This window comes from Streptococcus mitis, from assembly GCF_946188685.1.
In the GTDB taxonomy this organism is placed as follows: Bacteria; Bacillota; Bacilli; order Lactobacillales; family Streptococcaceae; genus Streptococcus; species Streptococcus mitis_CC.
Window position 1 is genome coordinate 1 of record NZ_CAMHWH010000003.1, and the last position, 21,276, is coordinate 21,276.

General features: G+C 40.5%; 15 protein-coding genes. 2 read left to right on the forward strand and 13 right to left on the reverse strand.

The features are described 5' to 3' along the window. Positions 1–891, reverse strand: an 891-nt coding sequence (eno, locus tag N8N51_RS03325) for a surface-displayed alpha-enolase (protein ID WP_261103566.1), incomplete at its 3' end; no start/stop codon positions are given. 163 nt (positions 892–1,054) lie between these two features. On the opposite strand from eno, the gene N8N51_RS03330 reads away from it, so the two are divergent. Next, complete coding sequence (locus tag N8N51_RS03330; RefSeq protein WP_000131072.1) at positions 1,055–1,501, forward strand: DUF1694 domain-containing protein; 447 nt, start codon at positions 1,055–1,057, stop codon at positions 1,499–1,501. Here the strand turns inward: N8N51_RS03330 and N8N51_RS03335 are convergent. The 12 genes from N8N51_RS03335 to N8N51_RS03390 all read right to left on the reverse strand — a co-directional run bounded on the left by N8N51_RS03335 (position 1,498) and on the right by N8N51_RS03390 (position 19,353). Continuing rightward, on the reverse strand, positions 1,498–2,613 hold the full coding sequence (locus tag N8N51_RS03335) for a glycerate kinase (RefSeq protein ID WP_261103567.1): 1,116 nt from the start codon (positions 2,611–2,613) through the stop codon (positions 1,498–1,500). The two genes, N8N51_RS03330 and N8N51_RS03335, sit on opposite strands and share 4 nt — an antisense overlap. Positions 2,614–2,621: 8 nt before the next feature. Next, complete coding sequence (gene serB / locus N8N51_RS03340; protein WP_261103569.1) at positions 2,622–3,266, reverse strand: phosphoserine phosphatase SerB; 645 nt, start codon at positions 3,264–3,266, stop codon at positions 2,622–2,624. 58 nt (positions 3,267–3,324) lie between these two features. Next, a complete protein-coding gene (glgA, locus tag N8N51_RS03345; RefSeq protein ID WP_049544250.1) occupies positions 3,325–4,758 on the reverse strand; it encodes a glycogen synthase GlgA in 1,434 nt (477 codons plus the stop codon). Next, the gene (glgD, locus tag N8N51_RS03350) at positions 4,755–5,894 is read right to left on the reverse strand and encodes a glucose-1-phosphate adenylyltransferase subunit GlgD (RefSeq protein ID WP_049491441.1); all 1,140 of its coding nucleotides are present in this window, start codon (positions 5,892–5,894) and stop codon (positions 4,755–4,757) included. The genes glgA and glgD overlap by 4 nt, the downstream gene beginning before the upstream one ends. Beyond that, positions 5,884–7,026, reverse strand: coding sequence for a glucose-1-phosphate adenylyltransferase (locus N8N51_RS03355; RefSeq protein WP_049491443.1), 1,143 nt, complete (start codon positions 7,024–7,026; stop codon positions 5,884–5,886). The genes glgD and N8N51_RS03355 overlap by 11 nt, the downstream gene beginning before the upstream one ends. Beyond that, positions 7,016–8,944, reverse strand: coding sequence for a 1,4-alpha-glucan branching protein GlgB (gene glgB / locus N8N51_RS03360; RefSeq protein WP_049544246.1), 1,929 nt, complete (start codon positions 8,942–8,944; stop codon positions 7,016–7,018). Before glgB ends, N8N51_RS03355 begins: the two co-directional genes overlap by 11 nt. 273 nt (positions 8,945–9,217) lie before the next feature. Next, entirely contained in the window at positions 9,218–10,642 is a 1,425-nt protein-coding gene (locus N8N51_RS03365; protein WP_000199367.1) for an NADP-dependent glyceraldehyde-3-phosphate dehydrogenase, read from the reverse strand. A 195-nt stretch (positions 10,643–10,837) separates the two neighbouring features. Continuing rightward, positions 10,838–13,123 (reverse strand): type I pullulanase, encoded by a 2,286-nt coding sequence (pulA, locus tag N8N51_RS03370; protein WP_000935956.1) that lies wholly within the window; start codon positions 13,121–13,123, stop codon positions 10,838–10,840. 153 nt (positions 13,124–13,276) lie between these two features. Further along, positions 13,277–15,235 carry an NAD-dependent DNA ligase LigA gene (gene ligA, locus N8N51_RS03375; protein WP_261103570.1) on the reverse strand — a complete coding sequence of 653 codons (1,959 nt, stop codon included), beginning with the start codon at positions 15,233–15,235 and terminating at the stop codon, positions 13,277–13,279. A gap of 92 nt (positions 15,236–15,327) precedes the next feature. Continuing rightward, positions 15,328–16,506: an MFS transporter gene (locus N8N51_RS03380; protein ID WP_261012367.1), complete on the reverse strand. Its 1,179-nt coding sequence runs from the start codon at positions 16,504–16,506 to the stop codon at positions 15,328–15,330. 79 nt (positions 16,507–16,585) lie between these two features. Next, positions 16,586–17,449 carry an Rgg family transcriptional regulator gene (locus tag N8N51_RS03385; RefSeq protein WP_084929935.1) on the reverse strand — a complete coding sequence of 288 codons (864 nt, stop codon included), beginning with the start codon at positions 17,447–17,449 and terminating at the stop codon, positions 16,586–16,588. A gap of 2 nt (positions 17,450–17,451) precedes the next feature. Beyond that, positions 17,452–19,353, reverse strand: a complete 1,902-nt coding sequence (locus N8N51_RS03390; RefSeq protein WP_261103571.1) for an ABC-F family ATP-binding cassette domain-containing protein — start codon at positions 19,351–19,353, stop codon at positions 17,452–17,454. A 153-nt stretch (positions 19,354–19,506) separates the two neighbouring features. Here N8N51_RS03390 and N8N51_RS03395 point away from each other — a divergent pair, with 153 nt between their 5' ends. After that, complete coding sequence (locus N8N51_RS03395) at positions 19,507–21,225, forward strand: phospho-sugar mutase (RefSeq protein WP_000121686.1); 1,719 nt, start codon at positions 19,507–19,509, stop codon at positions 21,223–21,225. The last annotated feature ends 51 nt before the right edge of the window (positions 21,226–21,276 follow it).

Genomic DNA, 21,276 nt, shown 5'->3' on the forward strand with positions numbered 1-21,276 from the left:
GTTTTCATCCATACCATCTTCGATAGTGATGATTGGGTATTTGTTAACCAATTCTTCAAGGTAATCGATTTGTTCTGCAGATGTACGAACAGCAGCGCCTTCACCTTCAAATTTAGTATAGTCGTAAACTTTACGTTCTTTATCGTAGAATTCTGATGAAGCACAGTCAAATCCGATAAATACGTCTTTACCTGGAACATATCCAGCAGCTTCGATCGCAGCAAGGATAGTTTCAACACCGTCTTCAGTTCCTTCGAAACGAGGAGCGAATCCACCTTCGTCACCTACGGCAGTTTCCAAACCACGTGATTTAAGGATTTTCTTAAGAGCGTGGAAGATTTCAGCACCGTAACGAAGAGCTTCTTTAAATGTTGGCGCACCAACTGGCAAGATCATGAACTCTTGGAATGCGATTGGAGCGTCAGAGTGAGAACCACCGTTGATGATGTTCATCATTGGAGTTGGAAGAACTTTAGTGTTGAATCCACCAAGGTAGCTGTAAAGTGGGATTTCAAGGTAGTCAGCAGCAGCACGAGCTACAGCGATAGACACACCAAGGATTGCGTTTGCACCCAATTTACCTTTGTTATGAGTACCGTCAAGAGCGATCATAGCACGGTCGATAGCTTGTTGATCACGTACATCGTAGCCAATGATAGCTTCAGCAATGATGTTGTTTACGTTGTCAACAGCTTTTTGTGTACCAAGACCACCGTAACGAGATTTGTCACCATCGCGAAGTTCAACTGCTTCGTGTTCACCAGTAGAAGCTCCTGATGGAACCATACCACGTCCGAAAGCACCTGATTCAGTGTAAACTTCTACTTCAAGTGTTGGGTTACCGCGTGAGTCTAGGACTTCGCGAGCGTAAACATCAGTAATAATTGACATTTTTTACTCTCCTTATGAGTTAAATTTTTTACACCTCTATAATACCTTAAAACCCCTCCTTTTTCAAGAAAAAACGTTATCTTTGTGCAAATTTTCCTTAACTTTATAAAGTAATCGCTTTCTTTTGTCTGTTTTATTCTAACTTTTATGATATACTGTTTTCATGACAGATTTATCAAAACAATTACTTGAAAAAGCTCATGGTGGAGCAAAATTAAATCCGGATGAGCAAAGACGCTATCTTGGTACTTTTGAGGAAAGAGTTCTTGGATATGCAGATATTGATACAGCAAATAGCCCTCAGTTAGAAAAAGGCTTTTTATCCATTTTAGAAAACCTTCAGGAAAAAGCAGAACCACTATTTGTGAAGATTTCACCAAATATCGAATTTGACAAGCAAGTTTTCTACTTAAAAGAAGCTAAAGAAACTGATAGTCAAGCTACCATTGTATCTGAAGAGCATACTTCTTCTCCTTTTGGCCTGATTATCCATAGCAATGCACCAGTTCAAGTAGAAGAAAAGGACCTTCGACTTGCTTTTGCAAAACTTTGGGAAGATAAAAAGGAAGGTCCAGCCAAAACATCCTTCTGGAAGAAATGGTTTGGCTAAATCTTGCGCATATTTAATAAATGCCCTATATTGGCAGCCGTGTGCTCCAAATAGAGACTGGCATTTTTCAAACTATCTTCTAGAGGTTCACTTTTCTCCAAAATTGAAAAAGCCGCTTGGATATTCTCAAATGGTAGGGAAGGTAAATCCTCAGCAAGACTACCGCAAATAGCAATAACAGGAACTCCGACAGGGGTTCTTTTTGCAACACCTATCGGAGCTTTACCTGCTAGGCTTTGACGATCTAGCCTTCCTTCTCCTACAACAACCAAGTCAGCATGTAAAACTTTCTTATCAAAGTTGATTAAGTTCAAGCAGGTATCAATTCCTGATACGATATTTGCCTGAGCAAAGGCACACAAACCGCCAGCAATGCCTCCACCAGCTCCTGCTCCTTTAATTTGCAATGTTGCAGGTGAAACTTTTTTATAAAAATCTTGGATTGCCTGATCTACGACTGCAAACATAGTAGGATGTAGGCCTTTTTGCTTACCAAAAGTATAAGTCGCACCTTGATGACCACATAAGGGACTCACGACATCTGCTAAAATACGAATTTGAACATCTTCTGGAATTTCATAGCGATTTTCTATTGAAACAGAAGCTAATTTTAGTAAGGATTGACCGCAAGCCGGTAAGACATTTCCATCCCTATCATAAAATCGATAACCTAAACCAGCAGCGATTCCAATTCCTCCGTCATTACTGGCCGTACCACCAACGCCGATATAGATATCTTTAATCCCTTGACTAATGAGGTGGCGAATCAATTCTCCAATACCACAAGTTTGGATTTTCAGTGGATCTCGTTTCTCTAGCGGAATCTTTCCAAGGCCAACCAAATCAGCAACTTCAAATAGTGCCAGTTGTTCTTTTTGAAAATAGCGCATGGCTTCTTTTTGTCCAAAAGGGCCTGTCACTTGGATCCAATTTTCTTCTAGGTCAATAGAATGTCGAATAGCATCAACAGTACCTTCTCCCCCATCACCAACAGGGCAGAGGAGACATTCTACATCTGCTATCGATTGTTGGAAGCCTCTTTTTATTGCTTCAGCTACCTGTTGAGCTGTCAAGCTTTCCTTAAACGAATCCGGTGCAATTACAATCTTCATATTTTCCCTCATTCTAAACAGTCAATCAAAGGAAGTACTTCTAAAAAATCCCTCTTGTCAACATGATTCGGTATTTCTTTTTTGAGTGCTTCTTTGGCACAAAATGCGATTCCAAGTCCCGCCGACTTCAACATCAATAAATCATTGGCTCCATCACCGATTGCGACTGTTCTTTCTTTAGAAAGTTTTAGTTCCTCTCTCCATTGTTCTAGAGTCTCTTTTTTAACCTCTGGACTGATAATTTCTCCAATCAATTTTCCTGTTAGATGGCCGTCTTTATCTTCAAGTTGGTTGGCAGAGAAATAGGAAATACTAAGGAATTTTGCTAATCTCGCAACTATTGGTGTAAAGCCCCCAGACACCAGACCAACTAGGATTCCGTTCTTTTGGAGAATAGAGATAAATATCTGTGCATTTGGCGATAGATGAATAGAGTCGAAAGCTTTATCAAATACAGAGACAGGAAGGCCTTCCAAGAAGGAAACTCTTTTTCTTAAACTACTTTCAAAGTTCAACTCTCCTCTCATTGCCCGACTTGTAATCTGCGAAATTTCTTCCTCACGACCTGCCTCTCTACCCAAAAGATCAATTACTTCTTCTAGGATTAAGGTTCCATCAACATCCATAACACACAATCCTTTTACTTGAGACATCACTCCTCCTCTCTAAATAGCCCAAAAATCGTATGAAATCATCATACGATTTTATCTATTAATTAACTAAACTATGGTACAAGTCAAGGTATGACTTGCAGGCTGTATCCCATGAGAAATCACACTCCATAGCTTGTTTTTGTAGACTTCTCCAAACATCAGGATGGTTTCTATACAAGTCCAAAGCTGTTTGGAAAGTCCAATTCAACCAGTAAGGAGATAGATTGTCAAAGCTAAAGCCAGTACCGCTTCCTTCAATTGGATTAAAGGCTTTAACGGTATCTCGCAACCCACCAACTTCATGGACCAATGGCAAGGTTCCGTAACGCATAGCCATCATTTGAGACAAACCACATGGTTCAAAACGACTTGGCATAAGGAAGAGGTCACAAGCAGCGTAGATTTCTTGAGCTAGTTTGACATCAAAAGTGATATTTGCTGATAGCTTGTCTGGGTAGATTTGAGCAAACCATGAGAAAGCTCCTTCAAAGGCTGGATCTCCAGTTCCCAAAAGAACAATCTGAATATCATTTTGCAAGATATGGTGCAAACTTTCCACCACCACATCAAAACCTTTTTGACGTGTCAAACGAGAAACAATTCCCACCAGTAGAACATCAGTCCTAACGGGTAAGCCAACTCTTTCTTGCAATTTTGCCTTATTCTGGGCCTTCCCAGACAAATCTTCCTGATTAAAATGATAGTCTAAAAGGGCATCCGTCTGAGGATTATAAAGGTCAGCATCAATCCCATTTACGATACCAGAGACCTTACCAGACTCCATTCGAAGAATCTGATCCAAGTTACATCCAAACTGACTAGTCATAATTTCATGAGCATAGCTAGGCGAAACGGTTGAAACACGATCCGCATAGAGAATACCAGCCTTCATCCAGTTCAGACAGTTATTCCAGCGAAGGGTACCATCAGCATAACGCTCAAAGCCAACTCCAAACAAATCCCATAACATTCCTTCTGAAAATTGTCCTTGGAATTCCAAATTATGAATGGTTAAAACAGTTTTAATGCCCTCATAGGCTTGAATCCAACGGTATTTTTCCTTCAACAAGAAAGGAATCATAGCTGTATGGTAGTCATGAACATGGAGAAGATCAGGAATAAAGTCAATCCTTTCCATAGCCTCAATGGCAGCCAGTTGGAAAAAAGCAAAGCGTTCTCCGTCATCAAAATCACCGTAAACATGACCTCGGAAGAAATAATATTGGTTGTCAATGAAGTAGAAGGTCACACCATTTAAGACTGTTTTCTTAATCCCACAGTACTGTCTGCGCCAACCAACACTAACCTCAAAATGAAGCACATCTTCAATCTGATTTCCAAATTTAGCCTCTACCATGTCATAGTAGGGTAAAATTACTGCAACTTCATGTCCCGCTTTTACCAGTGATTTAGGAAGAGCGCCAATGACGTCTCCCAAACCACCTGTTTTTGAAAAGGGTGCACCCTCAGCTGCTACAAATAAAATTTTCATGAATGAATATCCTCTGTTACTTTAGCACCTTTCTTAACGACGACTGGATGTTCTGCAGTTCCACGGATCACTACTCCATCCGCAACTTCAACACCCTTGTCCAATATAGCGTATTCTACCTGAGCACCTTCTCCAATAACAACACGAGGGAATAAGATGCTATCTTTAACCAAGCTATCCTTATGGACATGAATATTACGTGATAAAACAGAATTAGCCACTTGACCTTCAACAATACTACCAGAAGCAAACTGAGAAGTACTTACCTTAGATGTATTGGCATAGTAAGTTGGCTCTTCGTTTTTGACCTTTGTATAAATCTTTTGGTTTGGTGAGAAGAGAGAATAGAACTTTTGCGATTCAAGCATATCGATATTCGCTTTATAATAAGACTCTACAGAATGAATGTTGGCTAGGTAGCCTGTGTACTCGTAGGCAAAAGCCCCTTCTTTTGCAGCCAAATCCCGTAAAACATAGCGCAACTTCTCTGGATGTTCTTTCTTAGCCTCTTCTTCTAAGCGTTCAATCAACCAAGGGGTATCAACGACAAAGATATCTGTCGACATATTGTAAACTTCATCTGATGATTTACTATCAAAGAGTTTATGAGAACGAACATGGTCTGTTTCATCCACTTCCAAGATTGCGTTTACTTCTGAAATGTCTTTCTTAGCTAGTTTTTTATAAACTACAGTGATAGGCCCTTTTGTTGTACTATGTAGATGGAAAACTTGGTTCAAATCAATATTAATCAAAACATCACAGTTGAGTGAAACTGTTTGGTTTGAGCCAGAACGTTTCAAGTAAGTAAGAAGTTGTTGGTAGTATTCTTTTCCAACTGTACTACTTTCCACACGAGTATTGTAAATACCTAGATAATAGTGGCTAAGAAGAGTTGACAAGCCCCACTCACGTCCTGAACGGATATGGTCAAAGACTGAGCTGATATTGTCTTGTTGGAAAATACCAAAAATACTACGGACACCAGCATTAGCAAGACTTGAAAGCGGGAAGTCAATCAAGCGATATTTACCACCAAATGGCAAACTAGCTACTGGACGGTGGTCTGTCAGTGTTGACATATCATGAAAACCAACTGTGTTTCCTAAAATGGCAGAATATTTATCAATCTTCATCTGTTGCTACCCCCACTACTTCATCATATCCTACAACTTGTACTTCTTCTGTTCCATCAATTTCGACACCATCAGAAATAACTGCACCTTCACCAATAATGGCACGTTTGATTTTAGCTCCCTGACCGACAATTGCACCACTCATGATAACTGAATCTACTACTTCTGCCCCTTCGCGAACTTGCGCACCTGTTGAGAGGATAGAATGTTTAACAGTTCCATCTACGAAACAGCCATCGACAACCAAGGAATCTTCCACATGAGCATTTGCCCCAAGGAAGTTTGGTGGTGAAATTAAGTTTCTTGAGTAAATCTTCCATTGACGGTTACGGCTATCCAAGGCATTTTCTGGTGAAATATATTCCATGTTAGCTTCCCAAAGTGACTCAATAGTACCAACATCTTTCCAGTAGCCATTAAACTCATATGCATAGACACTTTCACCTGACTCAAGGTAATTTGGAATGACATTCTTACCGAAGTCTGACATATCGACATTGCTCTTTTCAGCAGTAACAAGCATATTGCGCAGACGTTGCCAATCAAAAATGTAAATTCCCATAGAAGCTTTTGTAGATTTAGGTTGAGCTGGTTTTTCTTCAAATTCAACAATGCGGTTATTGGCATCTGTGTTCATAATACCAAAACGACTAGCTTCTTTAAGAGGGACGTCTAAAACCGCTACTGTCAAGCTGGCATTATTATCTTTGTGAGACTGGAGCATATCATCATAATCCATTTTGTAGATATGGTCCCCAGATAGAATCAAGACATACTCAGGATTGACACTGTCGATATAATCAATATTTTGGTAAATAGCGTGGCTAGTCCCCTCAAACCAACGATTTCCTTCACTTGCAGAATAAGGTTGAAGAATAGAGACACCAGAATTGATACCGTCTAGTCCCCAGCTTGAACCATTACCAATATGGTTGTTGAGAGCAAGTGGTTGGTACTGTGTAATGACTCCAACATTGTTGATGCCTGAGTTGGCACAGTTTGAAAGAGCAAAGTCAATGATACGGTAGCGCCCACCAAATTGCACAGCTGGTTTTGCAATGCTTTGAGTGAGTTTACCGAGACGAGTTCCTTGCCCACCAGCAAGAATCAAAGCTAACATTTCATTCTTCATTTTCTACTCCTTTTTGATTTTTACTTGTGACGGTTTTAGTAGGTTTCAAGCGACGTTTGATTTTCCAAACACTTGCTCCCATAGCCGGTAGGGTAAAGGTCAAGGTCTGCTCATAATCTTTCCATAGTCCTTCTTGCGTTTGCACAGTTTGATTATGTTCTTTCCAAACGCCTCCCCACTCTTCTAACTCAGTATTCCAAACTTCTTCGTAAATCCCTGCAACAGGAAGTCCGATTGTAAAATCTTTTCGTTCAACAGGTGCCATATTAAAGATACAGACTAACATATCATCCTTCTTACCCTTACGGATGAAGGAAAGAACACTCTGGTCTCTATTATCCGCATCGATGATTTCAATTCCATCATAGCTGGTATCAATTTCCCACAGACAGCGGTGGTCTTTGTAAAACTGGTTTAGCTGAGAAGTGAAATACTTCATCTTAGCATTCATTGGATCTTCTAGGTTAGACCATTCCAACTGTTCTTCAGATTTCCATTCTAGGAATTGCCCATATTCACTACCCATGAAGAGCAATTTCTTACCAGGGTGACAAATTTGGTAAGTGTAGAGATTACGCAAGCCTGCGAATTGATTATAACGATCTCCCCACATCTTGTGCATCATACTCTTCTTGCCATGAACCACTTCGTCATGTGAGAATGGTAGGAGATAATTCTCCTTGAAGACATACATAAAACTGAAAGTCACTAAATTAAAGTCATACTTACGGTAAATTGGGTCTTCTTCGTAGAATCGTAGGATATCATTCATCCAACCCATATTCCATTTGTAGTCAAAGCCAAGACCATCTGAATCCTTGGTGTCAGTAATCTGAGTAGCTGATGAACTTTCCTCAGCTATCATCATAACGTCTGGATGAGCTTGTTTAATGACATCATTCAAACGTTTTAAGAAATAATAGCCTTCGTAGTTGAGATTGCCCCCATCTTTATTAGGCGTCCATGGGGCATCATCGTAATCTAGATAGAGTATATTGCTCACTGCATCCACACGAATACCGTCCAAATGGTAAAAGTCAATCCAAAACTTAATACTAGAAATCAAGAAGGACTGGACTTCATTCTTTCCAAGGTCAAAATTGAGTGCGCCCCAACCGTAGTTATGAGCCTTATTATGGTCTTGATATTCAAAAGTCGGTGTTCCATCATAATAGGCCAAGGCATCATCATTAATAGTGAAGTGACCAGGTACCCAGTCCACAATAACCCCAATATTGTTTAAGTGACACTCCTCAACAAAATCTTGAAATTCCTCAGGGCGACCATAGGCATGCTCTAAAGCAAAGTAACCCATAAGCTGGTAACCCCAACTCAATCCAAGAGGATGAGACATCAAGGGCATAAACTCAATGTGAGTATAGTTCATCTCGACCAAGTAAGGAATGAGTTCATCTTTCAATTGAGCAAAACTAAAAGGACTACCATCAGGATTTCTCTTCCAAGAGCCAGCATGAGCTTCGTAAATATTGACGGGACGCTCTTCAAAGCTCAAGCGTTTTCTACGAGCTAACCAAAGTCCATCTTTCCATTTTTTCTCTGGAATTTCTGTTAAAATAGCCCCAGTACCAGGTCGTGCCTCATACCGTACAGCCAAAGGATCAATCTTCATAAGCTGATGACCATTTGCACGTGTGATATGATACTTATAAATTTGGCCTTCGTAAGCAAGACTGGTAAAGACTTCCCAGACTCCAAATTCGTTCCGTTCCATTGGAATTTGATTTTCAATCCAATTGGTGAAATCCCCTACCAAGTGTACAGCCTGAGCATTAGGTGCCCACACACGAAAAGTGTAGCCATACTCACCATTTTTTTCTTCCCTATGAGCTCCCAGATAGTGCTGGAGGTGAAAATTTTCACCTGTCATAAAGGTTTTTAAAGCATTATTCTTATCCATACACCCTCCTAATTCTGTAAGCGTTTTCTATAGATTTATTATACTACCTTTTTAGGGAAGATTCAAGTAAATTACGGAATTTGCAAAAAAATCTTTTGAAAGTCTTCAACAAATTCACTGATGTGTTCACTTGTAAATCAAGAAATTTTCAGAAACGCTTTGAAAACGAATTGTTTTTTAATAATACTATCACAAAGTTCGTTATTTAGCTAACAAAAAATATAATTTTAAGTAAAAAAATAAATCAGGAAACGAATCTCCTGATTTTACATTTCATTTCACATCAAAAACAATGGATTTGACATTTGTCATCGCTTCAATACTATATTTAATTCCTTGCACTCCAGCGCCAGAACCTTTGACACCAAGGAATGGGAAATTATCTGGACCACGCTGGGTTTTATTATTTATATGAACTGTACCCACTTCAAGTTTTTCAGCAATTTCAAATGCTTTTTTGAAATCATTTGTAAAGACTGAGGATTGAAGGCCGAATTCAGATTCGTTGGCAAAGGCAATGGCTTCCTCTACACTAGCCACACGGATAATTGGTAAAACAGGACCAAATGGCTCTTCCCATGCCACTTTCATATCTTTTGTAACTTGGTCAAAAAGCACTGGCCATAGAAGATTGCCTTCGCGTTTGATTGGTGTAAGAGCCTGAGCACCTTTTTCTTGTGCATCATCAATCAAGCCCCAAATAAAGTCTGCTGAAGCATTGTCGATAACTGGTGTGATATCAGCATTGTCGAATGGATCGCCAACTGTTAATTTAGTAACCTCTGCTTGAAGCAAAGCAGCTAGTGTATCTGCTACACTTTCGATAACAATAACACGTTTAATGGCTGTGCAACGTTGACCTGAATAGCTAAAGGCACCCGCAACAATTTGCTTGGCAGCATGTTCCAAATCTGCATCTTCTAGTACTAAGGCTGCATCTTTCCCACCAAGCTCCAACATGATTGGACGCATACCAGCTAAACGACCAATACGTTCTCCGATAGGAGTTGAACCTGTAAAGTTGATGAAGTTGACTTCTTTGTGTTCAATGATATAATCCCCAATTTCTGAACCACGACCCGTAATGGTATTGAAAACACCAGCCGGAATCCCTGCTTCTTCAAACGCTTTAGCCAACAAGAGCCCAGAAATAGAACCTTGTGTTGGTGGCTTAAACATGACTACATTCCCTGCAATCAAGGCAGGTGCAATTTTAGAAGCAGATAAATTAACTGGATAATTAAAGGGAGCGATAGCCAGCACGACACCAACTGGCTCGCGACGAACAACGGCCAATTTATTTTTACTTGCTGCTTCAAAACCGCCACCTTCCATTGCTTGTCCAGTGATACGGAGACCTTCCTCAGCAGCATAGCGAATCAAGTCTGCGGTACGCACCACTTCTCCAATAGCTGCTTTAATTCCCTTTGCCACTTCTTTGGCAAGTATAGTACCAATTTCTTCCTTATCACGTTCTAAAATAGCTGCTGTTTTGTGCAAATAAGCCGCACGTTCAACTGCTGATAAAGCTCGCCAAGCTGGCAGGGCTGCACGCGCAGCTTTCATAGCCTCATCTACTTCTGCCTGAGTCATAGCTGGAACAGTCCCTAATTCTTCTTGGTTTATTGGTGAATAAATCGTAATTTCTTTTTCAGCTGATTTCCATTTTCCATTTACTAAATTCTGATATCTTGTCAAATTCTCGTCCTCCTGAAAATGATTAAGATATATTTTACCAAATTTTCAGAAAATTACAACCCTTTTTGCAATTTTTTTGAGATTATTTTCACAAGCTTGGTTTTTCAAACTATTTGAAACTTGATTCTAATCTTCATTGAAAACTTATAAATGATAAAAAGGATTAGACAATCTAACCCTTTTTAGTTTATGCATTTAAGAGAGTACTTTTAGCACTGCGACACTAGTATCATCAATGACATTTTCTTGTTTCGAACGACTATTGGTCACAAGCATTTCTAGATTTCCTGCATTTTCAAAGTATAAGGAAGTTCCCTTGGCATTGAATACTACCAATAGATGTTCTGGCCCCCCGTGAATCTCGTAAACAATCCATCCGCTATTTTCTGCAGCTGTGTGAACAAAGACATGACGGTAAACTTCTTCGTATGTAGGATAAGAAAAGGCGCTAGTCTGTGTTTTCAGTCGAATAATTTGACGGACAAAGTCAATGCTTTCTTGTCTTTCATTGATTAAATCCCAGTTTATTTGGTTAACACTGTCAGGAGCGTTGTAACTATTCATAGCACGTTCTCGGTCTGCCGAAGTGAGTTGTCCATGTTCACCCGTCGGAATTAATTTGGTTCGACCAAATTCTTGGCCAATTTCCATAAAGGACATTCCTTGCATGAGAAGGTTCATTACTGTCGCCGTCTCAACCTTGCGCATAATCTGGTCTGAACTTTGATCAGGATGAAGAGTCGCCAACAAATCATGAAGATTGTAATTGTCATGGGCTTCAACATAGTTGAGAACCTGGTTTGGACTGAGATAAGAACCCAATTCTCGGCTACCAAGAATGGCCTTGGCAATGATTGGTTCAGTGGCTGCACCACTTACAAATCCTGACTTGATTGCACCATAAACTTCTCCTCCTTTGACCGCATCACGCTGATTATCATTGAAGAATCCGATATTTGGCATTTGGTAGGCATTATCCTTCTTGGCCTTATCATAAGTTGCAAGACCTGTTCCCATATCCCAGCCTTCTCCATAAGTGATAATACGGGGATCAACCTCATCTAGCGCCCAACGAATCGCTTGCATGGTTTTGACATTATGAATACCCATCAAGTCAAAACGGAAGCCGTCAATATTGTATTCCTGTACCCAGTATAGAAGAGAATCAATCATGTACTTGCGGAACATTTCGTGTTCACTGGCTGTTTCATTTCCAACACCTGTTCCATTCTGGAAGGTACCGTCTGGATTCATACGATAGTAGTAATCAGGGACAGTTGTTTGGAAAGGTGCATCAACCGTTGAAAAGGTGTGATTATAAACCACGTCCATAATGACACCAATCCCCGCATCGTGATAGGCTTGAACCATGGTCTTCAAATCACGAATGACCTGCCCTGGATCATCTGGATTACTAGAAAAACTTGGTTCTGGTGCATTGTAGTTTTGAGGGTCATAACCCCAGTTATAGGTTACATTTCCATCCTCATCGTATTCCTTATGGCGATCAAAGATAGGCTGGAGTTGAACATAGTTGCAGCCAAGTTCTTTGATATAGTCAAAGGCGGTTGCTTGTCCGAATTGGTTTACAGTTCCAGTCTGGGCAGCACCAAGGAAGGTTCCACGGAGATGCTCTGCAACTCCAGAGGTCGGAGATTTGGTTAAATCTCGGATATGCATTTCACAGATAACTGCTTTACATGGATTTTCCAAACGCCAAGGCGCTTCTGTTCCATGTTTGACCACAAATCCTTCTACTTGTCTGTCTTGATGAGAAAGAATTACGGAACGTTTGCCGTCAGGACTTGTGGCAATCGTGTAAGGATCTCTCGTCACAGTCTGGTGGTGAGGAAAGTCAATCTGATACTGATAAGCCTTGCCAGCAAGATTTTCATCTAAGTCTAGACTCCAAACACCAATGGTATTGTACTTATGACTGTATGAATAGCTATTACCACGCTCTAGATTAAAGGTTTTCCAAATCGGAGCGTCGTTGCTGGTATTTTCGTAGACAACCACCTGTACAGCAGTAGCCGTAGGAGCCCAAAGTTTAAAGCTAGTCTGATAATCTGAAAGACTGTAACCTAGTTCTCCTTGGTAGCCCCAGTGGTGATCAAAACTAGCGCTATGTATTGCTCTATCAAAAGCAAATGGATTTTGATCTTTGTAGTAAGGACTAGCAATGGCTGGGTTTTCAGAATAATAAACAGTCTCGTCGCCCTCTAAAATCCAAACTTCTGTCAGAAGCGGATAGTAGTTATAACGCACGGAATATTCCTTAACTGTCCCATCAATCTCGACAGAAAACTTCAGGTTTTCTAACTTTTCTTGACTTGTAACTGTGAAGGAGAACTTTGCTCCAAAAAAGTTATTTTCATAATACAATTTTTCAACATTGTCCGCCTGTTTTCTACTAAATGAACAGGCTGCATAATCCCCGTTTTTTCGATGAAAATGGATGACTACAGGGTAATTTAACATTTCTTTTCCTAATTTCTAATTTTAATTTAATTTTTTATGTGGTGCTGATAGATTCAGCAATTTAATTTCTGACTCAAGATAGACTCAATTCATGTCAAAACACTTCAGGATAGACAGTTTCAGACTATCTAACATCTAGCCTTCTACTATTCTTTACAAACTTTCGAGCCAAGCTTCATCTCGAACTTCAATACCAAGTTCTTGTGCTTTTTGAAGTTTACTTCCAGCATCTGCACCTGCCACGACGAGGTCGGTCTTTTTAGAAACACTGCCAGTCACTTTAGCACCCAAACTTTCGAGTTTATTTTTAGCTTCTGAGCGCTTGAGCCGTTCCAATTTTCCAGTCAATACAACGGTCAAACCTGACAAGGCCGCATCTGCCACTACCGTCTGTCCTTTATAGTCCAGATTGACCCCAGCTTCTTTCAATTCTTTGAGGAGAATTTCAGAGCCTTCTGTCGCAAAATATGTCTGAAGACTCTTGGCAATCACACTACCCAGACTTTCAATACTAGCCACTTCATCTGAATCTGCCTGAGCCAGATTTTCAATCGAGTGGAAATGTTGAAGTAAGAGCTGACTGGCCTTGCTTCCGACATGACGAATGCCCAAACCAAACAAGAGCTTTTCAGCAGAATTTTCCTTAGATGCTTGGATGGCCTGATACAGTTTAGCAGCAGACTTTTCCTTAACCCCCTCTAAAAGGAGGAAATCTTCTTCTTTCAAACGGTAAATATCCGCCACATCCTTTACTAAATTGGCAGCAAAGAGTTTCTCAACAATAGAAGGACCAAGGCCTGTAATATTCATAGCATCACGAGAAGCAAAGTGAATCAAGCCTTCCATGATTTGAGCAGGGCAACGCGGATTGATACAACGGAGAGCCACTTCATCTTCAAAGTGCAACAAGTCAGAGTTACAACTTGGGCAGTTTGTAGGGATATCTAGTTTTTCTTCAGAAACCCGTTTGGACTCTACTACACGTAAAACAGCAGGAATGATGTCCCCAGCCTTATAGACGATAACCGTGTCGTCTTTGCGGATATCTTTTTCAGCAATATAATCCACATTGTGTAGGGTCGCACGGCTAACAGTTGTACCAGCTAGTTGTACTGGTGTTAGATTGGCAGTCGGGGTTACAACACCCGTACGGCCAACTGTCCAATCAACGGATAAGAGTTTAGCTTCTTTTTCCTCAGCAGGAAACTTGTAGGCTACTGCCCACTTTGGAGCCTTAACAGTAAAGCCAAGTTCTTCTTGACCTGCTAGGTCGTTGACCTTGATCACCACCCCATCGATATCATAAGGCAGATTGTCCCGTTCCTCTCCTACTTCTTGGATAAAATTCCAGATTTCATCTATGTTTTCAGCCAAGATTCGCTTAGGATTAACCACAAAACCAAGTTGTTCGAGATGCTTCAAAACCTTTTCTTGGCTGTCTCGAGTTGAAGGGCTAGCTTCTTGATAGAGGAAAGTCGCAAGATTGCGCTTGGCAACTACAGCTGTATCCAACTGACGCAAGGTTCCTGCCGCCGCATTACGAGGATTGGCAAATTCAGACTCTCCATTTTCTTGGCGAGCTTGGTTAACCTGGTCAAAAGAAGCGCGTGGCATATAACATTCCCCACGAACCGTGATATCAAGTTCTTCTGGCAAGGTCAAAGGAATGTCCTTAACACGCTTAAGATTTTCTGTTATATTCTCCCCAACAGAACCATCACCACGTGTTGCCCCAGCAACCAAAATCCCCTTTTCATAAGTAAGAGAGATAGACAAGCCATCGATTTTCAGCTCACAAATATAGGTCGGATGAGCCACTTCCTTACGAACACGCGCGTCAAAAGCTTCAAGCTCCTCACGTGAAAAAGCATCCTGCAAACTATAAAGAGGATACTGATGACTGTATTTTTCAAAACCATCTAAAACCTTGCCACCAACACGATGGGTAGGACTGTCTGCTAGCACTTGATCTGGATAGGCAGTTTCTAACTCAACCAACTCTCGGTAAAGGCGATCATACTCACTGTCTGAAACCGAGGGATTATCGCTGGTATAGTACTCAGTCGCATAGCGATTGAGCAAGGCGACCAACTCATTCATTCTTTTATTCATAAAACTATTTTACCATAAATTAAGCCCTTCTCACAAACGAGAAGGGCGGAAAAAACACTTAGATTGGAATTATTTTTGAAGTCCAAGCAAACTTATGTCTCTTTTTCAAAATGAGTTCGAACATATCCGAGAGCTAAGAAAGATAAGGCTACAACTCCAAGTCCAATAATCAAGAAAGAATAAAGATGGACACTTGGAAGCAAGGTCATTAAACCTGTTGCAATTGGCATAAATAGTATGGCTAAGGTATAAATCGAACTGAGAACTCTTCCCAGATATTCACCTTCAACCTTGGTTTGTACTTGAGTAAAAAAGTGAATATTGAAAATCGTCATAAAGAGTTCACAAACGAAATTGCCTGAAAAAGTCAGATAGGATGGGAGGGTAAATCCCATTATCATCACCCCAAGTCCAGTCAGAGCCAACAAAAACAGAAGCATTTCCATACTGGCTTTAATCTTACTAGCTAACAGCGCCCCAACAATAGAACCGATAGCACCCATAGTTAAAATAGTGGCATAGGCACCTTGAACTCCATAAAGCTGATTTGAAAAGGGGAGGAGGTAATTAAAGGCTGCAAAGAAAAAATTGACACTTGAAGCCATGACTAGTAAAAAGAAGATTTCCCTTTGCTTCACAATATAGTGAACACCCTCCTTGATATCAGCACAAATAACTTTGAATGTAAGTTTCTTCTCCCCCAAAGTTTTATCTTCTTTTTTTGGAAGCAGGGCTACCAAACCAAAAGCAAGAAAAAAACTAAGGGCATCTAATACCAAGGTAATCCGAAGACTTGAGAATTGTAAAACAAGAAAAGAAAGTACAGGAGAACTCACGCTGACAACCTGCAAGACCAACTCCAAACGAGAATTGTAGAGGACCAGTTCATCCTTCTCTACCAATTCTGTGATAATGGCCTTATTTGCAGGTCTAGAAAAGGCAAAAGCAATAGCCTGAACAATGTTGGCAAAAATCAAAGCCCCAATCATCCAGCTGTCATTCCTTATAAAAGAAATAGCCAAACAAAGAATTCCACAAACAAGGTCTGCCGCCATTAAAATCTTACGACGAGAAAATCGGTCTGAAATAACTCCACCAAAGGGATTGATCAGAATGGATGTGACGAGCTCAGAAATCTGATACATTCCTAAAACAGTCTGCCCGATAGTCCCCATGGAAGCCAACCAGACACTATTTCCATAATCATAGAGCATATTCCCTATCTTGTTAACAGCTCCACGGCTAATCAACTGTACGGCATAGCGATTCATATAAAAACTCCTCTCAAATTTTGAAACTATTGTATCAAAACCGAAAGGAGCTTTTTCATTTTTCCCTTATTTGGGAAAATTAATCTTTGACAAATTTTTCGTAGTGTTCCTGATAATAGGCTACTTGCTCTGGAAGACCTAGCACGTCAAAAATATGCATGGCCTCTTGCATTTGCTTACAACCTACTTTACACTGTCCCTTTTGATACAAGGCAAAGCCTTTTAAATAATGGAAAACATTACGCTCATAAAGCTTAATACCTTTACCAATAATCTTCTCTGTATAAGCTTCAAAATAGCTTGCATTGTCAAAAGAAAGATGCTCTAAACAATGCTGGTAACAATTGAGGGCCAAAATCAACACTAATCTCTTATGGCGACCAATCTCTAGGTAAAATTCCTCCCTCTCCATAACTTCTCTTCCAATTCGAGTGACATAGTCCACATCGTAGAAACTATAGAGGTTCCCGAAAAGAATCAACTCATACATGGTCCATTCTTCTGTTTTGAAGAGATAATCTGCTACCTTATCCAAATCAACCTGCTCCATATGATAACTCGAATCTCTTTGACAAATCAGACCTTGTAGCAAAATCCAGTTCAGCTCAAAATAAAGGGGATTCGTCGAACTCTTAGCCTTTTCAAGTTGTTCTCTTTGAAGCTTTTGAAAACCTGCAATATCATTTGAGTAGTAAAGGGGTACAATTTGTCCCATCATGGCAACATGTTCATGATTGTGAAAATTTCTTGCCTTGTCCATGAAATTTTCGATTGTTACATAAATGTTATCCAAAATCTCAAAGAAACGTGAGACTGCTAGGTCAGACTCCCCAAGCTCAAAGCGAGATAACTGAGAGGTTGAACAGGACTCCCCTGCCGCCTCCTTTAAAGAATAATTGCCACTTGTCCGAAATTCACGAAATACTTTTCCAAGATGTTCCATCTTTACACCTGCTCTGATAATTCTTCCCATTCAAGCATGGCTTCTTCCTGACGATGGCTGATTTTGTCCAACTCAGCCTGCAATTCCATGAGTTTGCCGGCATCGTTTGTTTCCAACATTTGTTCAGAAATGGCTTGGCTTTGACTTTCTAACTCTTCGATTTCAGTTTCTAGACTTTCAATTTGTCGCATGAGCTTACGAACTTCTTTTTGACTTTCTTTCTGAGCTTGATAGTCATTAACTGGACTTGCTTCTTTTACTTGATTGCTGGTTGAATCTTCCTCTATCTGACTGACTTCCATTTCAGCCTTTTTATCGACATAATAGTCGTAATCTCCAAGATAGAGAGTCGAACCATTCTCAGATAATTCTAAAACATGAGTTGCTACACGATTAATAAAGTAACGATCATGACTGACAAAGAGCAAGGTTCCATCAAAGTCAATCAAGGCATTTTCTAGCACCTCCTTGCTATCAATATCCAAGTGGTTGGTTGGTTCGTCAAGAATCAAGAAGTTGTTGTTTTCCATAGACAATTTAGCCAAAAGCAAACGAGCTTTCTCGCCACCTGACAGCATGCCGACTGATTTTTTAACATCATCTCCAGAAAAAAGAAAGGCCCCTAGACGATTACGGATTTCAACTTCTGGTGTCAGTTTAAAATCATTCCAGAGTTCATCAAGTACAGTATTACTTGGTGTCAGCTTGCTTTGGGTTTGGTCATAGTAACCAACTTCCACATTAGCGCCAAAGCGCTTTTCACCCTTGATAAAAGGAATCTGCTCCACGATAGACTTGATAAAGGTTGATTTCCCAATACCATTTGGACCGACGATAGCGACAGCATTCATCTTACGAAGGTCTAAGTTGATAGGCTCTGACAATATTTCCCCATCATAGCCAATAGCTGCATTTTCAACAGTCAGGACAACATTACCCGACGTTTTTTCAGACTGGAAGGTCATGTTGGCTGATTTCTTACCAGCTTCAGGCTTGTCCAAACGCTCCATTTTTTCTAGTTGTTTACGACGGGATTGGGCACGTTTGGTCGTTGAAGCTCGGACTAGATTGCGATTGACAAAGTCTTCCAGAGCTGCAATCTCCTTCTGTTGCTTTTCATAATTTTTTGCCTCAGTAGCTAGTTTTTGTTCTTTCAAGTCAACAAAACGAGAGTAGTTGCCCACATAGCGATCCAAGGAATGCTTGGTCAAATCTAGCGTAATTGTCGCAACCTTGTCTAAGAAATAACGGTCGTGGCTGACAATAATGAGTGCGCCACTATAGTTTACCAAGTAATTCTCTAGCCAAGCAATAGTTTCGATATCCAAGTGGTTGGTTGGCTCATCCAATACCAAGAGATTTGGCTTTTCAAGAAGCATTTTAGCAAGTGCCAAGCGAGTATTTTGACCACCAGAAAGCTCAGCAATTTTCATCTGCCACATAGATTCATCAAATTTGAATCCATTCAAAATCGCTCGTATATCAGCTTCAAAGGTAAAGCCACCTGCTTGGCGAAAATTCTCAGATAAGCGGTCGTAATCTGACATCAGCTTATTCAAGTCCTCACCAGACTTTTCACCCATCTCCAGCTCCATCTGACGAAGTTGTTTCTCAGTCCGACGTAAGTCATCAAAGACATGAAGCATTTCATCGTAGATGGTATTTTCAGACTCAAAACGGCTATCTTGGGCTAGGTAAGACAGAGAAATATCTTTTTTCTTATTGATTTCTCCACTAGTTGGCTCCTCTTCTCCAACCAAAATCTTCAAAAGAGTAGACTTACCTGCACCATTTTTCCCAACAAGGGCTATCCTATCACGTTCATCAACTTGCAGGGTGATATTATCAAAAAGAACCTCTCCTGCAAAAGAACGTTCAATTTTATTAGCTTGTAAAATAATCATACAAACAGTATAGCATGTTTCCCTAAGGCATTCAAGACTTGATAAACCGGCATATGACACCACTTTTCTGAAAATTATGCTACCGTTTTACTAAAACGCTAAAAAGTGCTATAATGTGAACGGTTAAAACAATTTACAAAAAGGAGAATTTCAATGTCTTACCAAGAAAATTACCAGAAATGGGTTGATTTTGCGGAGCTTCCTGACTATCTTCGTCAAGATTTGGAAAATATGGACGAAAAAACTAAGGAAGATGCCTTCTATACAAATCTTGAATTTGGTACTGCAGGTATGCGTGGCTTGATTGGTGCTGGTACAAACCGCATCAACATCTACGTTGTTCGCCAAGCTACTGAAGGTTTGGCTCGTTTGATTGAGTCAAAAGGTGGAAATGAAAAAGAACGTGGTGTAGCAATCGCCTACGATAGCCGTCACTTCTCACCAGAGTTTGCCTTTGAATCTGCGGCAGTTCTTGCTAAACACGGTATCAAATCTTATGTATTTGAAAGCCTTCGTCCAACTCCAGAACTCTCATTTGCAGTTCGTCACCTCAACTGTTTCGCAGGTATCATGGTCACAGCCAGCCACAACCCTGCACCATTTAACGGATACAAGGTTTACGGTGAAGACGGTGGACAAATGCCTCCACACGACGCAGACGCTTTGACTACATATATCCGTGCAATCGAAAACCCATTTGCAGTTGAAGTTGCTGATGTGGAAGCTGAAAAAGCTTCTGGCTTAATTGAAGTTATCGGCGAAGCTGTTGATGTAGAATACCTTAAAGAGGTTAAGGACGTAAACATCAACCCAGCCTTGATTGAAGAATTCGGTAAAGACATGAAAATTGTCTACACACCACTTCATGGTACTGGTGAAATGTTGGCTCGTCGTGCTCTTGCCCAAGCAGGATTTGACTCTGTTCAAGTCGTTGAAGCGCAAGCAACTGCTGACCCTGACTTTTCAACTGTAAAATCTCCAAACCCAGAAAGCCAAGCAGCTTTTGCTCTTGCTGAAGAACTTGGTCGTCAAGTTGGTGCAGATGTTCTTGTGGCAACTGACCCTGATGCTGACCGTGTTGGTGTTGAAGTTCTTCAAAAAGATGGTAGCTACCTCAACCTTTCAGGTAACCAAATCGGTGCTATCATGGCTAAATACATCTTGGAAGCCCACAAAAATGCTGGAACTCTGCCTGAAAATGCAGCACTCTGCAAATCTATCGTATCAACTGACTTGGTAACGAAGATTGCTGAAAGCTACGGCGCAACTATGTTCAACGTCTTGACTGGTTTCAAATTCATCGCTGAAAAAATCCAAGAATTCGAAGAAAAACACAATCACACATACATGATGGGATTTGAAGAAAGCTTCGGTTACTTGATTAAACCTTTCGTACGTGATAAAGACGCTATTCAAGCCGTTCTTGTCGTTGCTGAACTTGCTGCCTACTACCGTTCTCGTGGTTTGACACTTGCTGACGGTATCGAAGAAATCTACAAAGAATACGGCTACTACGCAGAAAAAACTATCTCTGTTACCCTTTCAGGTGTTGATGGTGCTGAACAAATCAAAGCGATTATGGCTAAATTCCGTAACAACGCTCCAAAAGAATGGAATGCAACAGCTATCACTGTAGTAGAAGACTTCAAGGCTCAAACTGCCACTGCTGCTGACGGTACTGTTACAAATTTGACAACTCCTCCAAGTGATGTGTTGAAATACACACTTGCTGACGGTTCATGGATTGCCGTTCGCCCTTCAGGTACAGAACCAAAAATCAAGTTCTACATTGCAGTTGTAGGTGAAACCAACGAAGAATCACAAGCTAAGATTGCTAACATCGAAGCAGAAATCAATGCTTTTGTAAAATAAAGTCCTATAAAAGATGAGACCAACCAATCTCATCTTTTTTCGTATCAAATC